Consider the following 18,633-nt stretch of genomic DNA (forward strand, 5'->3'; position numbering starts at 1 on the left):
CAGTGCATCACTTTCTACGGCACACCAACTGTTCTTCAGCCATTATTTGCAAGTTCTTCTTGGGTATCCTCGTTGGAGGTTTGATCCTCTCCCGCAGTTTGATCAATGACTTCTTCATTGTCTTCGCTGTCGGCATGGGCAGTTTCTCTATCGGTTGTGCCGAGCGTAGCTTTTACTGCTTCTTCGTCGGGATTAGAGGATCGTACTGCGTCTAGGACGCGGTCTTGTTGCTCCGCAGCCAAAACATCGTCTTCAGAAAAGTCACCCTTGTAACTCCCCAGGAGGCTTGCCTCTGCTTCATATACCGCCTCTGCGGCAGCCAATTGATCCTCGGTTGGGCGCTCAATCGCATTGCCATCATCGTTCAATATTGCGTCGTGCGCATCTTTAACCGCTTGAGCGTCTGCCAAATCTTCAGGGTCAGTCACACCCGGGTTTGCCATCTCCTCGGCAAGAACCTTCTCGGCTTCTTCCAGCGTCATAGAGGCAGCGTCCAAGTAATCGTAAGCTGCAGCAATATCCTTAACGTCTGCTGGGCTTAAAGTGTAATCTTCACCCATGACATGATTGAAATTCGCGTCGGCAACGGCCAGGCTAGCGGCTAGGCTGACTGGCCCTGAACCCTTCGCATACTGACCGTTCGCAATATGCGCGAGCTTTGCGTTGATGCTGGAATTAATAGCACCATTCAGTTTGCCAAGATTGCGCGGGGCGAGAGTGCCATCGCCGACAATTTTTGTTTTCTTGCTTTGCGGTTTTTGTACTGGCTTAACAGTAGACTTTTTTGCGCTCGTTGCTACCGGCTTGGTTTTATTACCTTTGAATAGGCCCTTGATCCCGTTCTTCTGTAGATTGCGGCCTAGCGTTTGAAAATCTTCTTTGACAGCCCGGCCCAAACGACCGCTGCGTTTTGACTTATCACCTTTGTTAGCAGACTTTCTGCTTTTCCGGTTCAGCTTGCTGTCTGAGCCCGCCCCACTCTTAGCGCCCTTGTCGCCGCCTTTGCCGCCTCCATTTCCGCCTTTTTCACCACCTTTGCCCCCACCATTTCCGTTGCCGTTTTTCGCATAGGCGTAATCGGCAGTGAGAACGGTCGCGACGGGTGCGGCTACGAAAGCAGTTAACGCGAGCGCGGAAACGCTTACTCTCAGAAAGTTCAACAAAACAAAATTCCTTCTCGCTCTCATCATCTAAACCAAAGCGCTATTGCCACCGGCTTAACCAAGATTGTCGGTGGAATGAGTTCAGATTAGGGCAGCTTTCCGGCTTCCCAGAGTTGTTATTTTTAACCGAAAATTAACAACTCCGCCCTTACGTCTCTTAAGACCGATGCGGGTGTGCTCGGTTGATGGAACGGTTAGGTGAATAGGCATTTGCAGCATCAGTTCATCCGTTTTCACAAGCTTCCGACAACACTGCGTGGGTGCGATCTATGACATGCCGCACCTCTGCAAGAAACCGATCTTCATGATGGGTGACCAGCCACTGATCATGTTCCAGATCGTCAATCAAAGGTGAGACCGGTTTCAGACCCGGCTGGGTGTTTCCAATGAAAGTTGGCAGAACCGCCCGGGCAAGACCTGCATTTGCAAGCTCAAGCGCATTTTGCGGCGCCGTCACTTCGATTGCGTCGTCCTCTTGCGCGTGCGCCCGCAGCCATCTGGCCGAGGGTGTTTTGGACATCACGCGCGCCCAGGTCGAAATGCTCTCATCCGCAGCATAGACCGCAAAACGAACTCGCCCAATCTTACGACCCGCCAGGCCAATCTCTTCTGGTCGGCGGTTTCGAATGCCGATCGCGGCTTCCCGGTGTCCAATCTTTAACACCTCTTCTGACGAGATGAATCGCAGCCGAACCGGCATTGAACGGGTAAGCCTTCCGAACGCGCCGATCAAAACCTTTGTCACCCAACTCCCGGCCGAGATTTTGACCAAAGGTGGCGCGGTGGCAAGGCTGCTTTCCGTGACAGGCATGACACGCGCTTCGATTCCTTCGACCTTCCTCAAAAGCGCTTGCCCGTCTTCGGTCAGGTCATACCCTCGCGGTTTGCGGTGAAACAGCTCGCTTCCCAGGTTGCGCTCAAGCTCGATCATGCGCCGGCCCAGGGTGGGTGCGCTCTTGCCGGTCTGTTCAGCAGCTGGTCCAAGCCCTCCCGCTCTGGCAACCGCTAGGAAAAGCCGCAGGTTGTCCCAGTCAAAGTTACTTTCATTCATGAAATGAAGATTACATTCTGTGTTATTGATGAAAAGAGAGTCGTGGCTTTATTTCTGGAGGATCAGTCAAGAGGGCCACAAATGAACTTTCTCGACACCAAAATCTCACCCCTTGGTATGGGATGCTGGCCGATCGGCGGCAAGATGTATTGGGGCGAACAGTCGCTGGGTTACACCCGATCGGACGACGAAACCTCTATACGTGCGATCCACGCCGCACTGGATGGTGGAATCACACTTTTTGACACCGCTGCCGCCTATGGCGCGGGGCATTCTGAACGTTTGTTAGGCAAAGCGTTAAGGCACCGGCCCGACGCCCTGATTGTCACAAAGATCGGGGTTGGGATCGATGAGGCAAGCAGGCAGATTTCGTTTGACCCCTTCACCCCGGATCAGGTGGGCCCCGCCGTAGATGGGTGCCTGTCGCGGCTGGAACGGGATCGGATCGATCTCTTGCTGTTGCATGTGAACGATATGCCAATTGCCCAGGCGGAGGCGGTGTTTGACGAACTGGACCGGCTTAAAGAGGCTGGCAAGTTGCGCGCCTATGGTTGGAGCACTGACCATTCCGAAAGTGCCCGAGTGACCTCAACACGTGATGGTTTTGAGGCGGTGGAATACGTGTTGAACGTCTTTTTCGATGCGCCCCGCATGCAACAGGTTGTCCAAAAGGAAGGGCTTTTATCCCTAATACGCTCACCTCTTGCGATGGGGTTGCTCTCGGGCAAGTACAATCGGAACAGTGTCATGGCACCAAACGACGTGCGCGCATCCGGTGAAAGCTGGATGGAGTACTATTCGGATGGAAGGGTAAACCCTGATTTCATGCAAAAACTCGAAGCGGTTCGGGATCTGCTGACCACCGATGGCCGAACGCTTGTGCAAGGGGCTCTCGGGTGGATATGGGGCCAATCTGAAACATACGTACCGATTCCGGGCGCTCGGACAGAAGAACAAATTGAAGGCATTTCGGGAGCACTGACCTTTGGTGCCTTGCCAGTTGAAGCAATGAACGAAATAGAAAGCTTGATTTCGCGCAATCCCAACGAGCCAGACCGCCCCAGGTAACTTTAAGAACTGTATCAAATCTGTGCGCTTGCCGCGAATGTCGGCAACGCGGGCTGCTAACGCGGCATTTCAGATTTCTGTTCAAGGTCTGCTTAGGGCCGTCCGCATCGGAGCGACATAAGGCCAACAGGTCGCGGTTATGTGTTGCACCCAGAGATACGATCATTCGCGTGAATTCGTCCCACTATCTGAGTTCATTCTTTCGTCCAGCGTCTTTAATAGCTTGTTCAAATCTTCGGCTTCCGCCGGAGATAGCCCCCGCAAAAGATGATGCTGTGTTTCGACATGATCGCCAACGGCATCCTCGATTGTCGCAAAACCGGTCTCGGTCAAGCGGATCAGAAACCCGCGCTTGTCTTCGGGGTTTGGCACTCGCTCGACAAGGCCGCGTTTGACGAGTTGGTCGATACGATTGGTCATTGTTCCAGAGGTCACCATGGTCAGGTCCAGCAACTCGCCAGGGGATAAGCCATCAGGTTTACCCGATCTGCGCAGGGTCGCCAGGACATCAAAGCTGGCGGCGTTTAACCCATGTGCCTTCCAGGTTTTATCCATTTCACTTCGGAGCTTGGTAGCCATACGAGATAGCCGGCCGATGATTTCCATCGGTCCGACATCAAGGTCGGGCCGGGCCTTGTTCCATTGAGCAATGATGCGGTCTACGTGGTCCATGCATACATATTGCGGGATTATATCTTGACGTCAAGATAAAGCAGTATATCTTGACGTCAAGATAATGGAGATCTGCGATGAGACATCTCGACATTGGAATCACAGCCATTGCGCCATTGGTATGGGGCAGCACCTACTATGTGACGACGGAGTTTCTTCCTGTCGGGTATCCGGTGACGATGGCCGCCCTGCGCGCTCTGCCTGCCGGCCTGCTGCTGCTTGTTTTGGCTCCTCGATTGCCGAAAGGTAATTGGTGGCTGCGCATCTTTATTCTTGGCGCACTGAACTTCACGCTTTTCTGGGTCTTTCTTTTTATCGCAGCCTACCGGTTACCGGGGGGGGTCGCGGCTACCGTCGGTGCTGTTCAGCCGCTGATCGTCGTATTCCTTGCCGCACCGCTGCTCGGGACCGCAATCCGAGCAGCGTCGGCGCTGGCCGCCTTGATCGGCATCCTAGGTGTTGGACTGCTCGTCTTGGGGTCCGGCATATCGCTTGATCCAATCGGTTTGATAGCCGGGATTTGCGGAGCGGCCTCAATGGCCGCAGGTACAGTCCTGACCCGGAAATGGCAGCCTCCCGTGTCGCTACTCACCTTCACCGCGTGGCAACTGACCGCCGGCGGTCTGTTGCTGGTGCTTCTGGCCGTCTTCATCGAGCCGCCTCTTCCTCCACTGGATGCACGAAACCTCTCCGGCATCTTTTACCTTGCTCTCATCGGGGCTGCGCTCACCTATATCCTGTGGTTCCGCGGCATCTCTCGGATAGAGCCAGATGCCGTCTCGGTACTTGGTTTTCTGAGCCCGCTTTCCGCCGTCCTGATCGGCTGGACATTGCTGGGTCAGGCGCTGACACAGATGCAGATCACTGGGGCCGCGCTTGTTTTTGCCGCAATTTGGCTTGGACAAAGGGCGGGGCGCGTCCGCCCGCCCAACCTTCCGAAACATCCCATCCGTAATCCAGTATAAAGGAGAACTTCCATGAAACTCATAGTATTTGGTGCCACCGGTGATGTCGGTTCTCGCGTCGTAACAGAAGCGCTCGCACGCGGGCATGACGTAACAGCAGCTGTCCGAAACGAGGCAGCGTTTGCCAAGTTGCCGGAAGGCATCAGGCCAGTCATCGCGGATGCGAAAGACCCCGCAGCCCTCGCCGCCGCCATGGAATCGCAGGAAATGGCGATCAGCGCATTGCGCTCTCCGCCCGGGCGCGAAGGCGAGATTGTCGCTCTGACACGTTCGATCCTCAATGCTGCGTCACGCACGGGCCTTCGGGTGATCATCGTCGGTGGCGCCGCGCGACTCCATCTGCCAAACGGAAGTCCACATACGGTTTTGTCAGACCCCGATTTTTTACCTGAAGACATCGTTCCGATTGCCCGCGCATCGATGGCGCAATGGGAACTCTGCGCCACTGAAACATCGGCAAACTGGACCTATGCCAGCCCGTCCGCCCTCTTGCAGCCCGGTCAACGCCTAGGCGCGTTCAGAACCGGTACAGACACGCTGCTCGTTGATGAAGCTGGCAAATCAGAGATATCGATGGAAGATTTTGCTGTTGCGCTGGTAGATGAGGCACAATCAACCAAGTTTCCGCGTGCTGGGTTCACGGTCGGTTACTAACACTCGTCTCAGAGCGCTATGGAAAGGGCGTCCAGCCAGCCGGCTAGCAGGCAGGGCGTTTCCTAAAGGGAGCAGTCCGCCGACTCAAGACGTTGATCGCTGCAGGGCCGACGCAGCTTCTTACGCGATGCAGTCCTGCGCCTGACCTGAATGCCACTCTCAGGTCTAAACATTCGTTTTCAGGAAACTGAACTGCAGAGTTGCTCAGATTGATGGAGGTTTCCTTTGGGCCGTTAGATAGATCGCAGGAAACGGGTAATAGAAAGTCACAGGCGAGAGTGTTTGCGTGACAAAGGCAATATTCCGGCCGGGATTCATGACTAGAACTGCATTGGCGTTGATAAGCACCATTGTTGGACCAAAGCCCATGGAGGGTCACCTTCCGAAGGCAACTCTACTCGAGCTTGGATAAAGTGTCTTACTTCCCAATAACTTTGAAACAGATCCAAAAAGCTCTGTGAAAATATCAAAATTAGGCAAGCTGAGTCCGTGGAGAATTGTGCATGCCTGATGTCGCAAGCTGGCTGGCTGAATTCGGCTTAGAAAAGTACGCAAGGGATTTCGACGGCGTCGAAATCGATTTTGAGACTCTTCCGGAGTTAACAGAGAAAGACCTCGTAGAGCTGGGTTTGCCAATTGTTCCAAAACGCAAGGTTTGGGCTGTTATCCAGCGTCTTAGTGGTGGGCTGAAGGAGCAGAATCCCTTGGGGTGGAACACTTTGGACAGGCTGGTACGGTTGAAGACACCTATCATCTGCATGGAATTGGCACGAACGCAATTCTGCACGCGACGCGAGCGTTGTTGCCGGGGCGCGGGGCGCGCTACATTACTCCTCTTGCGGGATGAAAGAGATGATCAAAGACCAACCTCTGCCACCCGGCGCGCATTCCGAACCGGGGTTTTGGCTTGAAACCTTCAATCACCGTAACTGGTTGATGGATCAGGCCATGCGACAGTTTGAGTTCTTCAGCGCCAGTTGCCGAAACGGGCTTGGGCTCTTCACTCTTGGTCACGATGGCAGCCCAGCAGCGCTGGCGACGAAGTTGGATGTCTCCTTTGGGCAGTAGTGTTCATGCCGCCATTAAGAGGAGTTCCGACAATTTCCCACTAAGATTGACCTGCTTGACAAAGCCGAAAGACTCTCCTTGAGCGTTTACTTCCTCAAAGCGCAGCCTTGCCGCTCAGCCGTAAAACATTTGGTACAGGCCGTTCCCTCCCAGACAAAATGGCAATCCATCAAAGGATCGATTGCCCAGTCGAGTTCCAATCATTGAGAAACTTCTCGATGCCGGTATCGGTCAATGGATGCATGACCAATTTGCGGATAACGGACGGTGGGATTGTGGCTATGTCTGATCCGGCCAATGCCACCTCTGTAATATGATTGGGGCTTCTGACGGATGCAGCAATGATTTCCGTTTCAATACCATAGTTATCGTAAATGGTACGGATATCACGGATCAGATCGGCTCCGTCCAGATTAATGTCGTCCAATCTGCCAATGAAAGGAGATACATAGGTCGCTCCGACTTTCGCCGCTAAAAGCGCTTGATTGGGTGAAAAGCAGAGTGTGACGTTTGTTTTGATGCCTTCTCTTTTAAAATGTGCACAGGCTCTGAGGCCATCTAGTGTCAAAGGCAGTTTGACGACGACGTTGTCGGCAATCGCGGCAAGGTGCTCTCCCTCCGCAATCATGCCAGCTGTATCCAAAGCTGCAACTTCTGCTGACACGGGCGTTTCCGTCAGTGTACAAAGTTCGGCAATGACTTCTTTGAAGTCCCGGCCGGACTTGGCGATCAGGCTTGGATTGGTAGTAACGCCATCCAACAATCCAAAGTTTATCAGATCTTTTATGTCGTTTACTTCTGCAGTGTCCACGAAGAATTTCATGAGCTTTCCTCATCGTGTATAAGGTGATTTTGCTTGCACTTGAAATCGCCCAGAGGCGTTTGCATCAACGGATCGTTTCAGCTTTCATTGCGCGGGGTCAGAACGCGTAGCGCATCCCGAATTCGGTGTAATTCTGGTCCAGTGTGAGATCCGCTTTCCTGCTATCACGGATAACGTGTTCCGCGTTGGGCAGATCGTTCGTTTTCGCGCGTTGCAGCGCAGTTTGCGGGTCAAAGCCATGCTTGATCCAGCGATGCTGGAGCCGGTTTTCGAGTTCCTCCAATGTGGGGCTGACAAAAACCGTTGCGGCGTAAACATCTGCCAGCGTCCTCCACGGGTCGCTATTCATCAAAAGGTAGTTCCCTTCTACGACCAAAGTCTGAGTTTCCGGGTGAACGGCAATCGCATTCGCAATGGCCAGGTCCATTTGGCGGTCAAATTTAGGAAGAAAGGACTCATGCTGCGCGGATTGCAGCCCTCTGATTGCAGTGCAGAAACCGACTGCATCGAAGGTTTCCGGCGCGCCTTTTCGGGCCAGCAAGCCTCGCGTTTCCAGCACGCGGTTGTCCAGATGATAACCGTCCATGGGCACCAGCGTGGCTAAAGGAACCGCAGAGCTTTGTTGCGCGTTCAGCGATTGCACCACGGTTTCTGCCAAAGTCGACTTTCCGGATGCAGGGGGGCCGGCGATTGCGACAATCGTCCGAACCCCTACCTGCCTCCGGGAGGAAATAAGGTCACAAACGCGCTTTGCATCCTGATCGATCACGCGGCGTCCTCTTTTGGGGGTTCCTTGGCACCGGTCATGAAGGCCACCGCGTCGGACATCGTGTAATCCTTGGGATCAATGGTGCAGAGCCTTTTGCCCAGCCGATGCACATGAATGCGGTCAGCAACCTCAAAAACATGCGGCATGTTGTGGCTGATCAGAATGATCGGAATACCACGCGCCCGCACGTCTTGGATAAGCTCAAGCACTTTGCGGCTTTCCTTGACCCCCAAAGCAGCCGTGGGTTCGTCCATGATGATGAACTTCGTCGCAAAGGCGGCAGCACGCGCAACGGCTACGCCTTGGCGCTGGCCGCCAGAGAGAGTTTCGACCGCCTGATTGATCGATTGTACAGTCATCAGCCCAAGCTCGGTCAGTTTTTCACGGGCGAACTTCTCCATCGCTGGACGGTCAAGCTGACGCATGTATTTGCCCATGAACCCTTGTTTGCGGATCTCGCGCCCCATGAACATGTTGTCGGCTATCGACAGAGCAGGGGACATGGCGAGCTGCTGATAGACAATCTCAATCCCCATATTTCGGGCGTCGATCGGAGAAGTGAAGTTGACCTTTTCCCCTTCGATCAGAATCTCGCCCTCGTCTGGGATAGTGGCGCCGCAAATTGCCTTGACGATGGACGACTTGCCTGCGCCGTTGTCGCCAATAACCGCAAGGATTTCCCCCTGGCGCAGTTCAAAGTCAGAATGGTCGATGGCAGTGACGTGGCCATAGCGTTTCACGATCCCGCGGCCCTGGACGACTGGAGTTGTGTCTGACATTAGCCCGATACCTTTCTGATCCACTGGTCGACTGCGACCGCTGCGATGATGAGAAGTCCGATAAGCAGGAAGGTCCACTGCGCGTCCGCGCCCAGAAGCCTGAGCCCCAGAGTAAAGACGCCGACGATCAGTGCCCCAAACAGGGACCCCAGAATGGAGCCACGCCCGCCGAACAGTGAGATACCGCCAATCACGACCGCAGTGATGCTTTCGATATTGGCCAATTGGCCGGAGGTCGGCGAGACCGATCCGATGCGCCCGATCAAAGCCCAGCCCGCAAAGGCACAGATCAAACCGGACAGCATGTAGACGGACATCAGTGTTTTGTGGACGTTCACACCGGATAGCTCGGCCGCCTCGGGATCGTCCCCCACCGCGTAGACATGTCGGCCCCAGGACGTGTGTTTGAGCGCATAAGCCAACACGAATATTAGAACGAGCATGAAGATCACACCAACCGTGAAAGTCGCACCACCGATGCTGAATTTTGTGCCAAAGAATTGCAGGAACGGGGCGTTGGCCTCGATATCCTGACTCCGAATTGTTTCGTTTGCGGAATACAGGAAGTTTGTCGCCAGAACGATCTGCCACATGCCGAGCGTAACAATAAAGGGCGGCAGCTTTACGCGACTGACCAGCCAGCCGTTGAGTGCCCCGATTAGCGTACCCATTGCCAGCCCGCACATCACCGCAATGGGTACGGGGATGCCGTAGCGGAAGGTGAACTGACCCATAATGACGGATGAAAACACCATGATCGCTCCGACGCTTAAGTCGATGCCGGCGGTCAGAATGACAAGGCTTTGCGCTGCAGCTACGATGCCCACGATCTGAACCTGCTGCAGGATCAGCGTCATCGCAAAGGGTGAGAAGAACTTAGAACCCAGCAGCAAGCCGAAAATCACGATCGCGCCAACCAGAACGATCAATGGCACAAAGGATGGATTGACGTGGAGAAGATGCTGCAACTTCCCCAGAACACCACGCCGGTTATCTTCAAACTCCGCCACGGTTTCTGAAGCACTGGCGGCGGTTTCGAATTCCTGGGTGTTTTGGTTTGCTTCAGACATATCTCCCCCTTTTCGTGGCTGGCATCGCGCCCACGAAATCAGTGTACAGGAAATTTCAGTTGGCTGGTGAGAGGATTGATGAGACGCAGTGGCGCGCCTCACCCAATATGGCTGCCTTTAGCCCCAGCAGAGATCCAGGCCTTCTGCGACCGACAGCGACTCGACCCCATCAACCGGCTGGTCGGTGATGAGCGCGACGCCCGTGTCATAAAAGTCTTTGCCGGGTGTGTTTTCAGGCTTCACGCCCTCTTCGGCCCATTTTTTCACGGCCTCAACACCAAGCGAGGCCATCAACAGCGGGTACTGCTGGCTTGTCGCCCCAATCACACCGGCTTCGACGTTTTGGACACCGGGGCACCCGCCGTCGACCGAAACGATCAGCACGTCGTTTTCACGCCCGATGGATTTCAGTGCCTCATATGCACCCGCAGCAGCCGGTTCGTTGATCGTGTGAACAACGTTGATCGATGAATCCTTGGCCAGAAGGTTTTCCATCGCACGGCGACCGCCTTCTTCGTTGCCGTCGGTCACGTCACTGCCGACCAGACGCGCATCGGTTTCGTCACCGATGACATTCGGGTCCGCCAGGTCCACACCAAACCCGTCGAGGAAACCCTGATTGCGCAGAACGTCCACTGTCGGCTGGCTGACATTCAGATCCAGCGTCGCGATCTTGGCATCGGCCGCGGCGTCGCCCATTTTGGCCTTGGCCCATTGACCGATCAGCAGACCGGCCTTGTAGTTGTCCGTCGCGAATGTCGCGTCCGCTGAGTCAATCGGGCTAAGTGGTGTATCCAGCGCAATGACTAAAACCCCCGCATCCCGCGCCTGTTTGACCGCAGGTACGATCGAGCTGGTGTCAGATGCCGTCAGTAGAATGCCTTTTGCGCCATCGAGGATGCAGGTTTCAATGGCCTGGACTTGAGTTTCATGGTCGCCATCAACCTTGCCGGCAAACGCCTTGAGCGTCATGCCCAGCTCTTCTGCCTTGGCGGTTGCGCCTTCCTTCATCTTGACGAAAAAGGGGTTGGTGTCGGTCTTGGTAATCAGGCAGACGGTTTCACCAGCCGCTTGCGCGGATGCAGCGGCAAAAGTTAGCGCAGTCGCGGATGCGGCGAGCTTGAGTAGATTTCTCATGTTGTCCTCCCAGAAAATTGTTGTGGCCCCGCGCGGAATAGCGACAAGGCGCGCCTCCATCCTCCAATGAAGGTCCTGCTTAAGAAACCGTGATTCTAACCCCTGTGTCAATAAATAAATAAAGTTTATTTATTAATTTGCCTGCGTATCTTTTCATAAGAAAACTAGGTGTTTATGTTTAATGTTATGGAAAGAGAAGCGCTGAAAATACTAACCGGCGGGGTAAGCCAAAGCGGTGTTCGTGATCATAACGAACGCCTGATTCTGACGGTTTTACAACGGCATGGACCTGCTGCCGGGGCCGAAATCGCGCGGCTCACAGGCCTGTCTCCGCAGACCGTGTCGATCATTCTGCGTAAGCTCGAAAAGGACGAGATTCTCAAACGTGGGACGCCGTTAAGGGGCAAGGTAGGGAAACCTTCGATCCCAATGGAACTCAATCCCGAAGGCATCCTGTCGGTGGGGATGAAGATCGGTCGCCGCAGCGCTGATCTTCTTTTGATCGACTTCACCGGCAAGCCGCGCCATCAAATCTCGACGACTTATGACTATCCGCTGCCCGAAGCGGTGTTCGGGTTTCTGGAGAAAGGATTGGAGGAACTTCTGGTCCATGAACCCCAGAAACTTCGCGACCGTGTATGCGGGGTTGGAATCGGAACTCCGTTCGAACTGTGGAAGTGGCACGACCTGTCTGGGCTTGCGGCCAAAAAATTCAGGTCCTGGAAAAACGTGAATTTCTTTTCCGAGGTCGCCAAGTTCAGCGACCTGCCAGTTTTTGTGGTCAACGATGCGACGGCTGCCTGTCACGCCGAGCATCTTTATGGACGCGGGGCCGAATATCGCGACTATTTTTATTTCTTCATCGGGTCAATGATCGGCGGCGGAGTCGCGCTGAACGGCACCGTGTTTGAGGGCAACCAGGGAAATGCAGGTGCCTTGGGCGCGATGCGAACGACCGGGCCATTAGGCGAAAGCCAGCAGTTGATCGACACTGCATCACTGTTCCTGCTCGAAGACAGGTTGATCGAAGCCGGTGTCGATCCCCAAATACTCTGGACGAAGCCACAAGATTGGAGCAGCATTTCGCGATATGTCGAGCCTTGGATTGGTACCACGGCACAGGAACTTGCCAAGGCTGCCTTGTCCATTTGCGCGGTCATCGACTTTGAGGCGATTTTCATAGACGGCGCGTTCCCATCGGAAGTGCGGGAAGAGTTAGTTGCCCGGGTTCGTCGTTACCTCCTCAACCAAGACAAGCGTGGATTGATTCCTCCGGTCGTAGAAGCTGCAGCAGTTGGTGAAAACGCCCGAGGCATTGGAGCAGCAAGCAGCCCGATCTTCCGCCAGTTTCTATTGAATACCAATGCGGGGCTTTCTGGGATGTAGCCTACCCAATCGCTGAAGAGTTATCCGCCGGACAGCGGCGAGGATCATTATCCCGCACGATTACTTCATCTGGAATGTTGTTCTGCACGACTTTGTTGCACGGCTCGGCTTCCCAGTTTAGCTCTGGTGCTTTCATTTTCGTGAGTTGCCGTGGATGCCATACAAGTTCAATCATGCCCGTCGCCTGCAATCGCGTGATCTTGCCACTCAAGTAGTTGAAGCAAAAATTGCATCAAAAGCGCTGAACCACATGACATCTCTCGGTCGTGCAGAACATGAGCACATTTTCTGAAGTGTTGGGACTGGGGTCTGGTCGCCCCATCTCTGATCCATGCAACAGGGTCGCTGCAGAGAAACCACTGGAGTACGTTTAGATGCCTCAAATTATGACTGTTCAGACGCAAATTATTCACGCCTTTCAGACCACCCCCTTCTGAATGAAGTTGGTGCTTCGCCGTAGCGTTTCTTGAATCGTACTGTAAGTTGTGTAGCGCTGCTAAAGCCTGTGGCTGCCGCGATTTCCGCGACCGCCATCTCGGTTTCGCTGAGCAATGCGTAAGCCCTCGAAACGCGCAGTTCTAGATAAAACTGAACAGGCGAAGTTTCGACATACTTTTGGAAGAGACGCTCTAACTGGCGACGAGATATCTGCACGGCTTCTGCTATTTCAGAGATATCTAACGGCTCTTCCAGGTTTTCTTGCATGATCTGCATTGCGTTGATCAGGTACTGGTTGCGACTACCCAAAGCTACCGAAAAGGCTGATTTCTGGAGCGTTTTACTATTGTTGGACCGAAAATGAATGCACATGTCCGAAACAATGACCGCGAGGTCATTTCCGAAATTGGATTCGATCATGTCCAACATCATGTCGGTTGCGGCATTTCCGCCGCCACATGTCATAAGCTCGTTGTCGATCTCATACAGGTTTGACGATGGCTCCAAATCATCAAAATGTTCGACAAAAGCAGGGTGGTTTTCCCAATGCAATGTGAACCTTTTCCCTGACAGAACTCCAGCCTTGGCAAGGGCGAAAGCCCCTGTGCAAATACCACCCAGATTACATCCAAAGGTTCTTTGGCGGCGGATCCACGACAGGACTTTCGGGTTGGTACTTTCCGCTGGTTCAATACCCGAGCATACGAACAGCCGCGAGGATCGCGGTAGATTACGTAGGGCATAATCCGGGGTAATTTCAATCCCATTCGAGCAGGTAACCGGATTTCCATCTTCAGTGATCAGAAACCATTTATACAGTTCTTTGTTAGTAACCTGGTTGGCGATCCTCAGAGGTTCCACTGCGGCGCTGAAGGCCAGCATAGTCAGCTTTGGCAGCAGCAGAAAATAGATTTCCTTGGCCGATCCATCATAGTCAATACGATAGCTGGCCGCGCCCTTTGGGACAAAGTTTTTCGGGTCCATATGCTCTCCTCCCAGTATTGACCGAGGCGGGTGAAGGGCACCAACACCTCATTTGGTGTTGGTGCGGAAAGATTAGGCACTCATCTGTGCAACAGGTTCGCCGCTTTCTTCCCAGGAGCGGATTTCTTTTTCGCTGGCTTTAGGCGAAAACAGCCCTGTCATGGCATAGAAGATACCGATGACCGGTGACAGCCAGCAAGCGAATGCAAGCGGAATATACAGCAGATTTTCGAAGTTGCCGTCCGCGATACCCAAGCCAAGCGCCGTGATGACAAACGCACCACCCGCGTTCCAAGGGATCAGAGGGGACACCAAAGTTCCGCCTTCCTCGACCGCCCGGGATAGGTTCAGTGGGGAATAGCCCATCGCGCGATAGACCGGTGCATACATCCGCCCTGGCAGTGCAATTGACAGATAGGGGTCACCTGCAACGGTGTTGGTCGCAACAGAGGTCAGGATGGCTGAGGTTTGAATACCGGCAAACGTTTTCACCTTCGAGATGACAACTTTGATGATGGCCTGAAGGCAGCCTACGCGTTCAAGCGCTCCGCCAAACCCCAATGCCAGCAGCACCAGTGAAATCGTCCACATCATAGACTGAATACCGCCACGGTTCAGCAGGGGATCGATCTCCGGAACTCCAGTATCGATCGAATAGCCGCTGTTGGCGAAGGTGAACGTCTCATGCAGTCCAGCCCCCTGACAGAAGATAGCCATGATGCCGCCCGCAACGGCGCCTGCGAACAGTGACGGGATCGGAGGTTGTTTCATGACCGCCAGCACGATGACCAGAACTGCCGGAAACAGCATGATCGGCGAAATCCAGAAAGCGTCGTCCAGCGCGGTGGTGATCGCGTGAATACGGTCAAACGATACCTGGGATGTGTCGATCAGAGTGAAGCCGACGACAAAATAAATTACCAGTGCTATCAGCATGGACGGAACTGTGGTTGGAAGCATATTCCGAATGTGATCGAACAGATTAGTCCCCGTCACAGCAGGTGCCAGGTTTGTCGTATCTGATAAAGGCGAGATCTTGTCTCCAAAGAATGCACCTGAGACTACCGCCCCTGCTGTCCAGTACATTGGAATGCCGAACCCGGCTCCAATCCCCATCAGCGCTAATCCGACGGTGCCTGTCGTTCCCCACGAGGTGCCCAAAGAAACGGAGACAATAGAGCAAAGGACCATTCCCGCGGCGAGGAAAAGCTCGGGCGACAAAATCCTGAGACCATAGTAGATCAGCGTCGGGACGGTGCCGCTTGCGATCCACACTCCGATGATCATCCCCACTGTGATCAGTATCGAGACCGACGGTAGGGAGATATTGATAACGTGGAACACGCCCTCCTCGATACTGGGCCATTTGTGACCCAACATGAGGCCAACGATGCCTGTGATTGCGATTCCGAATGCCAGTGGGATGTGTGGAGTAAAGTCACCGAAATAGAATAGTTGCAGCCCAAGCACACACAGGGTCAGCACTATTGGCACGAGGGCCAGCACCAAGCCGGGCTGCCGTATGTTGTCTTCATTCCCAGACATATGGGTCTCCTCCTTTGGAATGGTCCAGAACCGTGATGATCTGCGGAAGAAACCAAGTTTGGCGTTGTGAGACTGTCGGTCAGAGCGCACATCTTGTTAGAATTTGCGACATTGGGGCGTCGATTTCGGCGTCTTCGAATGAACTGAAGACTGACCTTTGCAATCACGCCAAACAAATTACTTGCGTTCGTGAAGTATGCCTTGCTTCGAAAAATCGTGCGCGTGCCCAGTGAGGCGACGAGCTACTCAAGCCTTACCCGGATAGCGGCGAGTGGAGGGCTTTGGTCATAGAACACGACGGGGGAACGGCAAGGCGTTGATCAAGACTCTGGGGTATCTCAAAAATGTGCTGGCGGACGTGATCATTCACAGCGTCGCCGCCGGGAGGTACTAGATAGCCGAACTGACCAAGAACGAATGGCATACGGCTATATTCGACGGACAGAACAATAGTGACCAGAATGACCACAGCCGCAAATGCGACAACAACAACCGAACGGATAAGTCGTCTTCTTGTAAGGTTTAGCACCAGAGCCGATCGCAAGTTTATGTCCGCGAGGCTTCGAACGCCGCCCATGCTTTTTCGAAGGCGTCGAAATCGAACCCCGATGCTCGGGCGGGATCCAGGATCAGTTTCTCGGTTTCAAGCAGCTTGATGATCGCCTGTTCAAGCTCGTCCACCACCTCGGGCGGGATCACCAGAGCGCCATGCCGGTCGGCATGCACAAGGTCACCGTCATTGATGGACAGGCCGAAGATTGTCACCGGAGTTCCAACCTCTTTCACGTGCACGAACCCGTGGCTTGGCCCGACAGACCCGGCAACCACCGGGAATCCAGCCGGCAGGTCGCCGAGGTCCCGCATCACGCCGTTGGTCAGCGCACCGCTGATGCCAAAACCCTTGTGGACAGTCGTATTGATTTCACCCCAGTACGCACCAATGCAGCCGGGATAGTCCGTGTCTTCCACAACGGTCACGGCGGGACCTGTACCCGAAGCCATGTGCCGGTAGTAGTCCATACGGCGCGCGCGGATCACGTCGGAGGCCTCGGTTGGCGGGTTTACGGCGGCAATCTTTGCGGTCCGGGCATATCCTACCATCGCACCCGCATCAGGGTCAGAGCACTGCATCGTGCCCCGAGTAAAATCATTGAAACCGCGCTTGCCCTGCGCCACTTCGATGGCGTTGCAAACAGTTGGCGTGTCGACCTTTTTCAGCAGGTCCAGCAGAGATGGGTTCATATTGCCTCCAGCCAGCGGATCAGAGCCGCCGTGGTTTGTTGCGGTTGTTCCAGAGTCGGTAAATGGCCGGCGTTTTCGATGATTTCCAACCCGCTTTGCGGCATCATGCCGTGCATCAATTCGTGCCGTGCGACAGGACACAGGGCATCGTCGCGCCCACACAGAACCAGCGCTGCACCGGTGAAGTCGCGCAGGGTATTGCTCTGATCAGGGCGATCGCGCAGAGCCTTGGATTGGTTGATGAAAACCTCCGACCCAAGATCCATGGCCATATCCATGCACAAATCCAGAATTTCTGCGCGGCACGGGCCGTCCGTCAGGTAGTTCGGCTTCATCTCTTCGGCCATCACCTTGCGCAAGTTGCCGCTTTCAACGGCGTCGATCTGAGGGCCGCGCCTGGCTTTTACTTCGTCCAATTCAGCAAGTGGGTTCGTGTCCATCAACGCCAGACCGGCCACACGGTCCGGAGCCTGCCGCAGGATTTCCATCGCCACGATGCCACCCATGGAGAGCCCCGCCATAGCAAAGCGCTCGGGCGCATAGGCCAACACCTCGGCGGCCAGCGCCTGCATTGTGCCCTTTCCGCCGATCGGTGCGGACAGGATCGGGTATTTGCCTGACAGAGCGTCAATCTGCGGTGTGAACAACCGCGCATCGCACATCATGCCGGGCAGAAGGATAAGCGGCGTCATTTGACCAGAGCAGCCCCTTCGGCAAGCGCGCCCAGCTTTGCATATGCGATGTCCTGATCGACCGCGCCAAAACCCGCAAAGGTGCCAAAGCCGCAATCCGATCCGGCGATCACGCGTTCGGCGCCTACAATGTTCACAAACCGCTCGGTTCGTTGGGCGATCAGCTCAGGGTGTTCGACAAAATTGGTCGTGGTGTCGACCACACCGGGCACCAGAACCTTGTCATCCGGAATCTCATCCTTGCGGTCACGGAACACCGTCCATTCATGCGCATGGCGCGGGTTCGAAGTTTCGAACAGAACATAGCGAGATTTGGTGGACATCAACGTTTTGAACACCTTGTCCATGGCGATGTCACAGCAATGCGGGCCCTCGTAATTGCCCCAGCAGATATGGACGCGCACTTTTTCGGATGGGACGTTTTGCAGCGCGTGGTTCAACGCCTCAACGTGCATGTCTGCAATTTTCACGAATTCATCGTCGGACAGATCGGTGAACAGCATATGGCGCGACAGGGCGAGATCCGGGCAATCCAGCTGCAAATCCAGACCCGCACCAACGATGGTTTCATATTCTTCTTTCATCGCATCGGCCAGCGCGGCCAGATAGGCCTCGCGCGTTGGGTAGAAATCATTTTGCAGAAACAGGGAAATCACACCGGGGCTAGCGGCGTTCATAAAACCGCGCTCGACCGTGTGTTCGGCCATCGCAGCCTTGAGATTGTTTATGTCTTTCTGCAGCTCACCCTGCCCTTTCGAGCGCACCTCACCCACACACATGGGCCGCGCATATTGCGGCGTTCCGCCGTCATCGGCCAATCGCTGCAGAAAGCCCGGAAACATTTTGAGGTCCGCCGGCGCGTTGCGTGGGCTGTCCCCATCAAAGCCGGTATAGCGATCCTTCACATAAGTGGCATAAGAGATTTTTGAGGTCTCACCATCCGAGACAATATCAACCCCGGCTTCGGCTTGTTTGCGCACCGTCTCGGACACCGCAGCGGTCATGCAGGCATTGAACGCGGCCTGATCGAACGGTTCCTCCCGCTCGCGCGCGAAGATGAAGTCCACGACCTTCTGCGTCCGGGGCAGTGACCCAACATGGGTGGTTTTTATGCTCATCAGGACCTC

20 protein-coding genes and 1 pseudogene are annotated in these 18,633 nt (G+C 54.6%); 7 read left to right on the plus strand and 14 right to left on the minus strand.

Annotated elements, in window-relative coordinates; all coding sequences use genetic code 11:
- Positions 1-35 precede the first annotated feature (35 nt).
- Both ACR0JR_RS04595 and ACR0JR_RS04600 read right to left on the minus strand, forming a co-directional pair.
- The gene (locus tag ACR0JR_RS04595; RefSeq protein WP_480455212.1) at positions 36-1,190 is read right to left on the minus strand and encodes a hypothetical protein; all 1,155 of its coding nucleotides are present in this window, start codon (positions 1,188-1,190) and stop codon (positions 36-38) included.
- A 196-nt stretch (positions 1,191-1,386) separates the two neighbouring features.
- Positions 1,387-2,214: a LysR family transcriptional regulator gene (locus ACR0JR_RS04600; protein WP_480455213.1), complete on the minus strand. Its 828-nt coding sequence runs from the start codon at positions 2,212-2,214 to the stop codon at positions 1,387-1,389.
- A gap of 81 nt (positions 2,215-2,295) precedes the next feature.
- On the opposite strand from ACR0JR_RS04600, the gene ACR0JR_RS04605 reads away from it, so the two are divergent.
- On the plus strand, positions 2,296-3,282 hold the full coding sequence (locus tag ACR0JR_RS04605; RefSeq protein ID WP_480455214.1) for an aldo/keto reductase: 987 nt from the start codon (positions 2,296-2,298) through the stop codon (positions 3,280-3,282).
- 162 nt (positions 3,283-3,444) lie between these two features.
- Here ACR0JR_RS04605 and ACR0JR_RS04610 read toward each other — a convergent pair whose 3' ends face one another.
- Positions 3,445-3,954, minus strand: coding sequence for a MarR family winged helix-turn-helix transcriptional regulator (locus ACR0JR_RS04610; protein WP_319544354.1), 510 nt, complete (start codon positions 3,952-3,954; stop codon positions 3,445-3,447).
- 77 nt (positions 3,955-4,031) lie between these two features.
- On the opposite strand from ACR0JR_RS04610, the gene ACR0JR_RS04615 reads away from it, so the two are divergent.
- From ACR0JR_RS04615 to ACR0JR_RS04635, 5 genes and pseudogenes are all read left to right on the plus strand, one after another.
- Entirely contained in the window at positions 4,032-4,919 is an 888-nt protein-coding gene (locus ACR0JR_RS04615) for a DMT family transporter (protein ID WP_480455215.1), read from the plus strand.
- 12 nt (positions 4,920-4,931) lie between these two features.
- A complete protein-coding gene (locus ACR0JR_RS04620; protein ID WP_480455216.1) occupies positions 4,932-5,573 on the plus strand; it encodes an NAD(P)-dependent oxidoreductase in 642 nt (213 codons plus the stop codon).
- A gap of 503 nt (positions 5,574-6,076) precedes the next feature.
- Positions 6,077-6,238: pseudogene (locus ACR0JR_RS04625) on the plus strand (SAM domain-containing protein); the annotation flags it as partial.
- 44 nt (positions 6,239-6,282) lie between these two features.
- Positions 6,283-6,420 carry a hypothetical protein gene (locus ACR0JR_RS04630; protein ID WP_480455496.1) on the plus strand — a complete coding sequence of 46 codons (138 nt, stop codon included), beginning with the start codon at positions 6,283-6,285 and terminating at the stop codon, positions 6,418-6,420.
- Positions 6,421-6,425: 5 nt separating this feature from the next.
- Complete coding sequence (locus ACR0JR_RS04635) at positions 6,426-6,641, plus strand: hypothetical protein (protein WP_480455497.1); 216 nt, start codon at positions 6,426-6,428, stop codon at positions 6,639-6,641.
- A 169-nt stretch (positions 6,642-6,810) separates the two neighbouring features.
- On the opposite strand, the gene fsa is transcribed toward ACR0JR_RS04635, so the two are convergent.
- From fsa to ACR0JR_RS04660, 5 genes are all read right to left on the minus strand, one after another.
- Positions 6,811-7,464, minus strand: coding sequence for a fructose-6-phosphate aldolase (fsa, locus tag ACR0JR_RS04640; protein WP_480455217.1), 654 nt, complete (start codon positions 7,462-7,464; stop codon positions 6,811-6,813).
- Between the two features lie 97 nt (positions 7,465-7,561).
- Positions 7,562-8,122, minus strand: coding sequence for a nucleoside/nucleotide kinase family protein (locus ACR0JR_RS04645; protein WP_480455218.1), 561 nt, complete (start codon positions 8,120-8,122; stop codon positions 7,562-7,564).
- Positions 8,123-8,229: 107 nt separating this feature from the next.
- Complete coding sequence (locus ACR0JR_RS04650) at positions 8,230-9,012, minus strand: ATP-binding cassette domain-containing protein (protein ID WP_170546283.1); 783 nt, start codon at positions 9,010-9,012, stop codon at positions 8,230-8,232.
- Entirely contained in the window at positions 9,012-10,082 is a 1,071-nt protein-coding gene (locus ACR0JR_RS04655; RefSeq protein WP_170474723.1) for an ABC transporter permease, read from the minus strand. Before ACR0JR_RS04655 ends, ACR0JR_RS04650 begins: the two co-directional genes overlap by 1 nt.
- Positions 10,083-10,199: 117 nt before the next feature.
- Positions 10,200-11,219, minus strand: a complete 1,020-nt coding sequence (locus tag ACR0JR_RS04660; protein ID WP_029622083.1) for a sugar ABC transporter substrate-binding protein — start codon at positions 11,217-11,219, stop codon at positions 10,200-10,202.
- A gap of 186 nt (positions 11,220-11,405) precedes the next feature.
- Here ACR0JR_RS04660 and ACR0JR_RS04665 point away from each other — a divergent pair, with 186 nt between their 5' ends.
- Positions 11,406-12,605: an ROK family transcriptional regulator gene (locus ACR0JR_RS04665; protein WP_170781471.1), complete on the plus strand. Its 1,200-nt coding sequence runs from the start codon at positions 11,406-11,408 to the stop codon at positions 12,603-12,605.
- Between the two features lies 1 nt (position 12,606).
- On the opposite strand, the gene ACR0JR_RS04670 is transcribed toward ACR0JR_RS04665, so the two are convergent.
- From ACR0JR_RS04670 to ACR0JR_RS04695, 6 genes are all read right to left on the minus strand, one after another.
- On the minus strand, positions 12,607-12,780 hold the full coding sequence (locus ACR0JR_RS04670; RefSeq protein WP_480455219.1) for a hypothetical protein: 174 nt from the start codon (positions 12,778-12,780) through the stop codon (positions 12,607-12,609).
- A 230-nt stretch (positions 12,781-13,010) separates the two neighbouring features.
- Positions 13,011-14,027, minus strand: a complete 1,017-nt coding sequence (locus tag ACR0JR_RS04675) for a GlxA family transcriptional regulator (protein ID WP_480455220.1) — start codon at positions 14,025-14,027, stop codon at positions 13,011-13,013.
- A gap of 72 nt (positions 14,028-14,099) precedes the next feature.
- On the minus strand, positions 14,100-15,572 hold the full coding sequence (nhaC, locus tag ACR0JR_RS04680) for a Na+/H+ antiporter NhaC (RefSeq protein WP_480455221.1): 1,473 nt from the start codon (positions 15,570-15,572) through the stop codon (positions 14,100-14,102).
- Between the two features lie 546 nt (positions 15,573-16,118).
- On the minus strand, positions 16,119-16,814 hold the full coding sequence (locus ACR0JR_RS04685; RefSeq protein WP_480455222.1) for an RraA family protein: 696 nt from the start codon (positions 16,812-16,814) through the stop codon (positions 16,119-16,121).
- On the minus strand, positions 16,811-17,506 hold the full coding sequence (locus ACR0JR_RS04690; RefSeq protein ID WP_480455223.1) for an alpha/beta fold hydrolase: 696 nt from the start codon (positions 17,504-17,506) through the stop codon (positions 16,811-16,813). The genes ACR0JR_RS04685 and ACR0JR_RS04690 overlap by 4 nt, the downstream gene beginning before the upstream one ends.
- The gene (locus tag ACR0JR_RS04695; protein WP_480455224.1) at positions 17,503-18,624 is read right to left on the minus strand and encodes a cobalamin-independent methionine synthase II family protein; all 1,122 of its coding nucleotides are present in this window, start codon (positions 18,622-18,624) and stop codon (positions 17,503-17,505) included. Before ACR0JR_RS04695 ends, ACR0JR_RS04690 begins: the two co-directional genes overlap by 4 nt.
- Positions 18,625-18,633: the final 9 nt, after the last annotated feature.

This window comes from Ruegeria sp. AA3 (assembly GCF_056542905.1).

Excerpts from the sequence above, each read along its gene's own strand:
- ACR0JR_RS04615 (WP_480455215.1), top strand. The coding sequence starts at position 4,032 with ATGAGACATCTCGACATTGGAATCACAGCCATTGCGCCATTGGTATGG.
- ACR0JR_RS04605 (WP_480455214.1), top strand. The coding sequence starts at position 2,296 with ATGAACTTTCTCGACACCAAAATCTCACCCCTTGGTATGGGATGCTGG.
- ACR0JR_RS04670 (WP_480455219.1), bottom strand. The coding sequence starts at position 12,780 with ATGATTGAACTTGTATGGCATCCACGGCAACTCACGAAAATGAAAGCA.
- ACR0JR_RS04635 (WP_480455497.1), top strand. The coding sequence starts at position 6,426 with ATGATCAAAGACCAACCTCTGCCACCCGGCGCGCATTCCGAACCGGGG.
- ACR0JR_RS04660 (WP_029622083.1), bottom strand. The coding sequence starts at position 11,219 with ATGAGAAATCTACTCAAGCTCGCCGCATCCGCGACTGCGCTAACTTTT.
- ACR0JR_RS04695 (WP_480455224.1), bottom strand. The coding sequence starts at position 18,624 with ATGAGCATAAAAACCACCCATGTTGGGTCACTGCCCCGGACGCAGAAG.
- ACR0JR_RS04610 (WP_319544354.1), bottom strand. The coding sequence starts at position 3,954 with ATGGACCACGTAGACCGCATCATTGCTCAATGGAACAAGGCCCGGCCC.
- ACR0JR_RS04655 (WP_170474723.1), bottom strand. The coding sequence starts at position 10,082 with ATGTCTGAAGCAAACCAAAACACCCAGGAATTCGAAACCGCCGCCAGT.
- ACR0JR_RS04650 (WP_170546283.1), bottom strand. The coding sequence starts at position 9,012 with ATGTCAGACACAACTCCAGTCGTCCAGGGCCGCGGGATCGTGAAACGC.
- ACR0JR_RS04665 (WP_170781471.1), top strand. The coding sequence starts at position 11,406 with ATGGAAAGAGAAGCGCTGAAAATACTAACCGGCGGGGTAAGCCAAAGC.
- ACR0JR_RS04685 (WP_480455222.1), bottom strand. The coding sequence starts at position 16,814 with ATGAACCCATCTCTGCTGGACCTGCTGAAAAAGGTCGACACGCCAACT.
- ACR0JR_RS04690 (WP_480455223.1), bottom strand. The coding sequence starts at position 17,506 with ATGACGCCGCTTATCCTTCTGCCCGGCATGATGTGCGATGCGCGGTTG.
- ACR0JR_RS04675 (WP_480455220.1), bottom strand. The coding sequence starts at position 14,027 with ATGGACCCGAAAAACTTTGTCCCAAAGGGCGCGGCCAGCTATCGTATT.
- ACR0JR_RS04620 (WP_480455216.1), top strand. The coding sequence starts at position 4,932 with ATGAAACTCATAGTATTTGGTGCCACCGGTGATGTCGGTTCTCGCGTC.
- nhaC (WP_480455221.1), bottom strand. The coding sequence starts at position 15,572 with ATGTCTGGGAATGAAGACAACATACGGCAGCCCGGCTTGGTGCTGGCC.
- ACR0JR_RS04600 (WP_480455213.1), bottom strand. The coding sequence starts at position 2,214 with ATGAATGAAAGTAACTTTGACTGGGACAACCTGCGGCTTTTCCTAGCG.
- ACR0JR_RS04595 (WP_480455212.1), bottom strand. The coding sequence starts at position 1,190 with ATGATGAGAGCGAGAAGGAATTTTGTTTTGTTGAACTTTCTGAGAGTA.
- fsa (WP_480455217.1), bottom strand. The coding sequence starts at position 7,464 with ATGAAATTCTTCGTGGACACTGCAGAAGTAAACGACATAAAAGATCTG.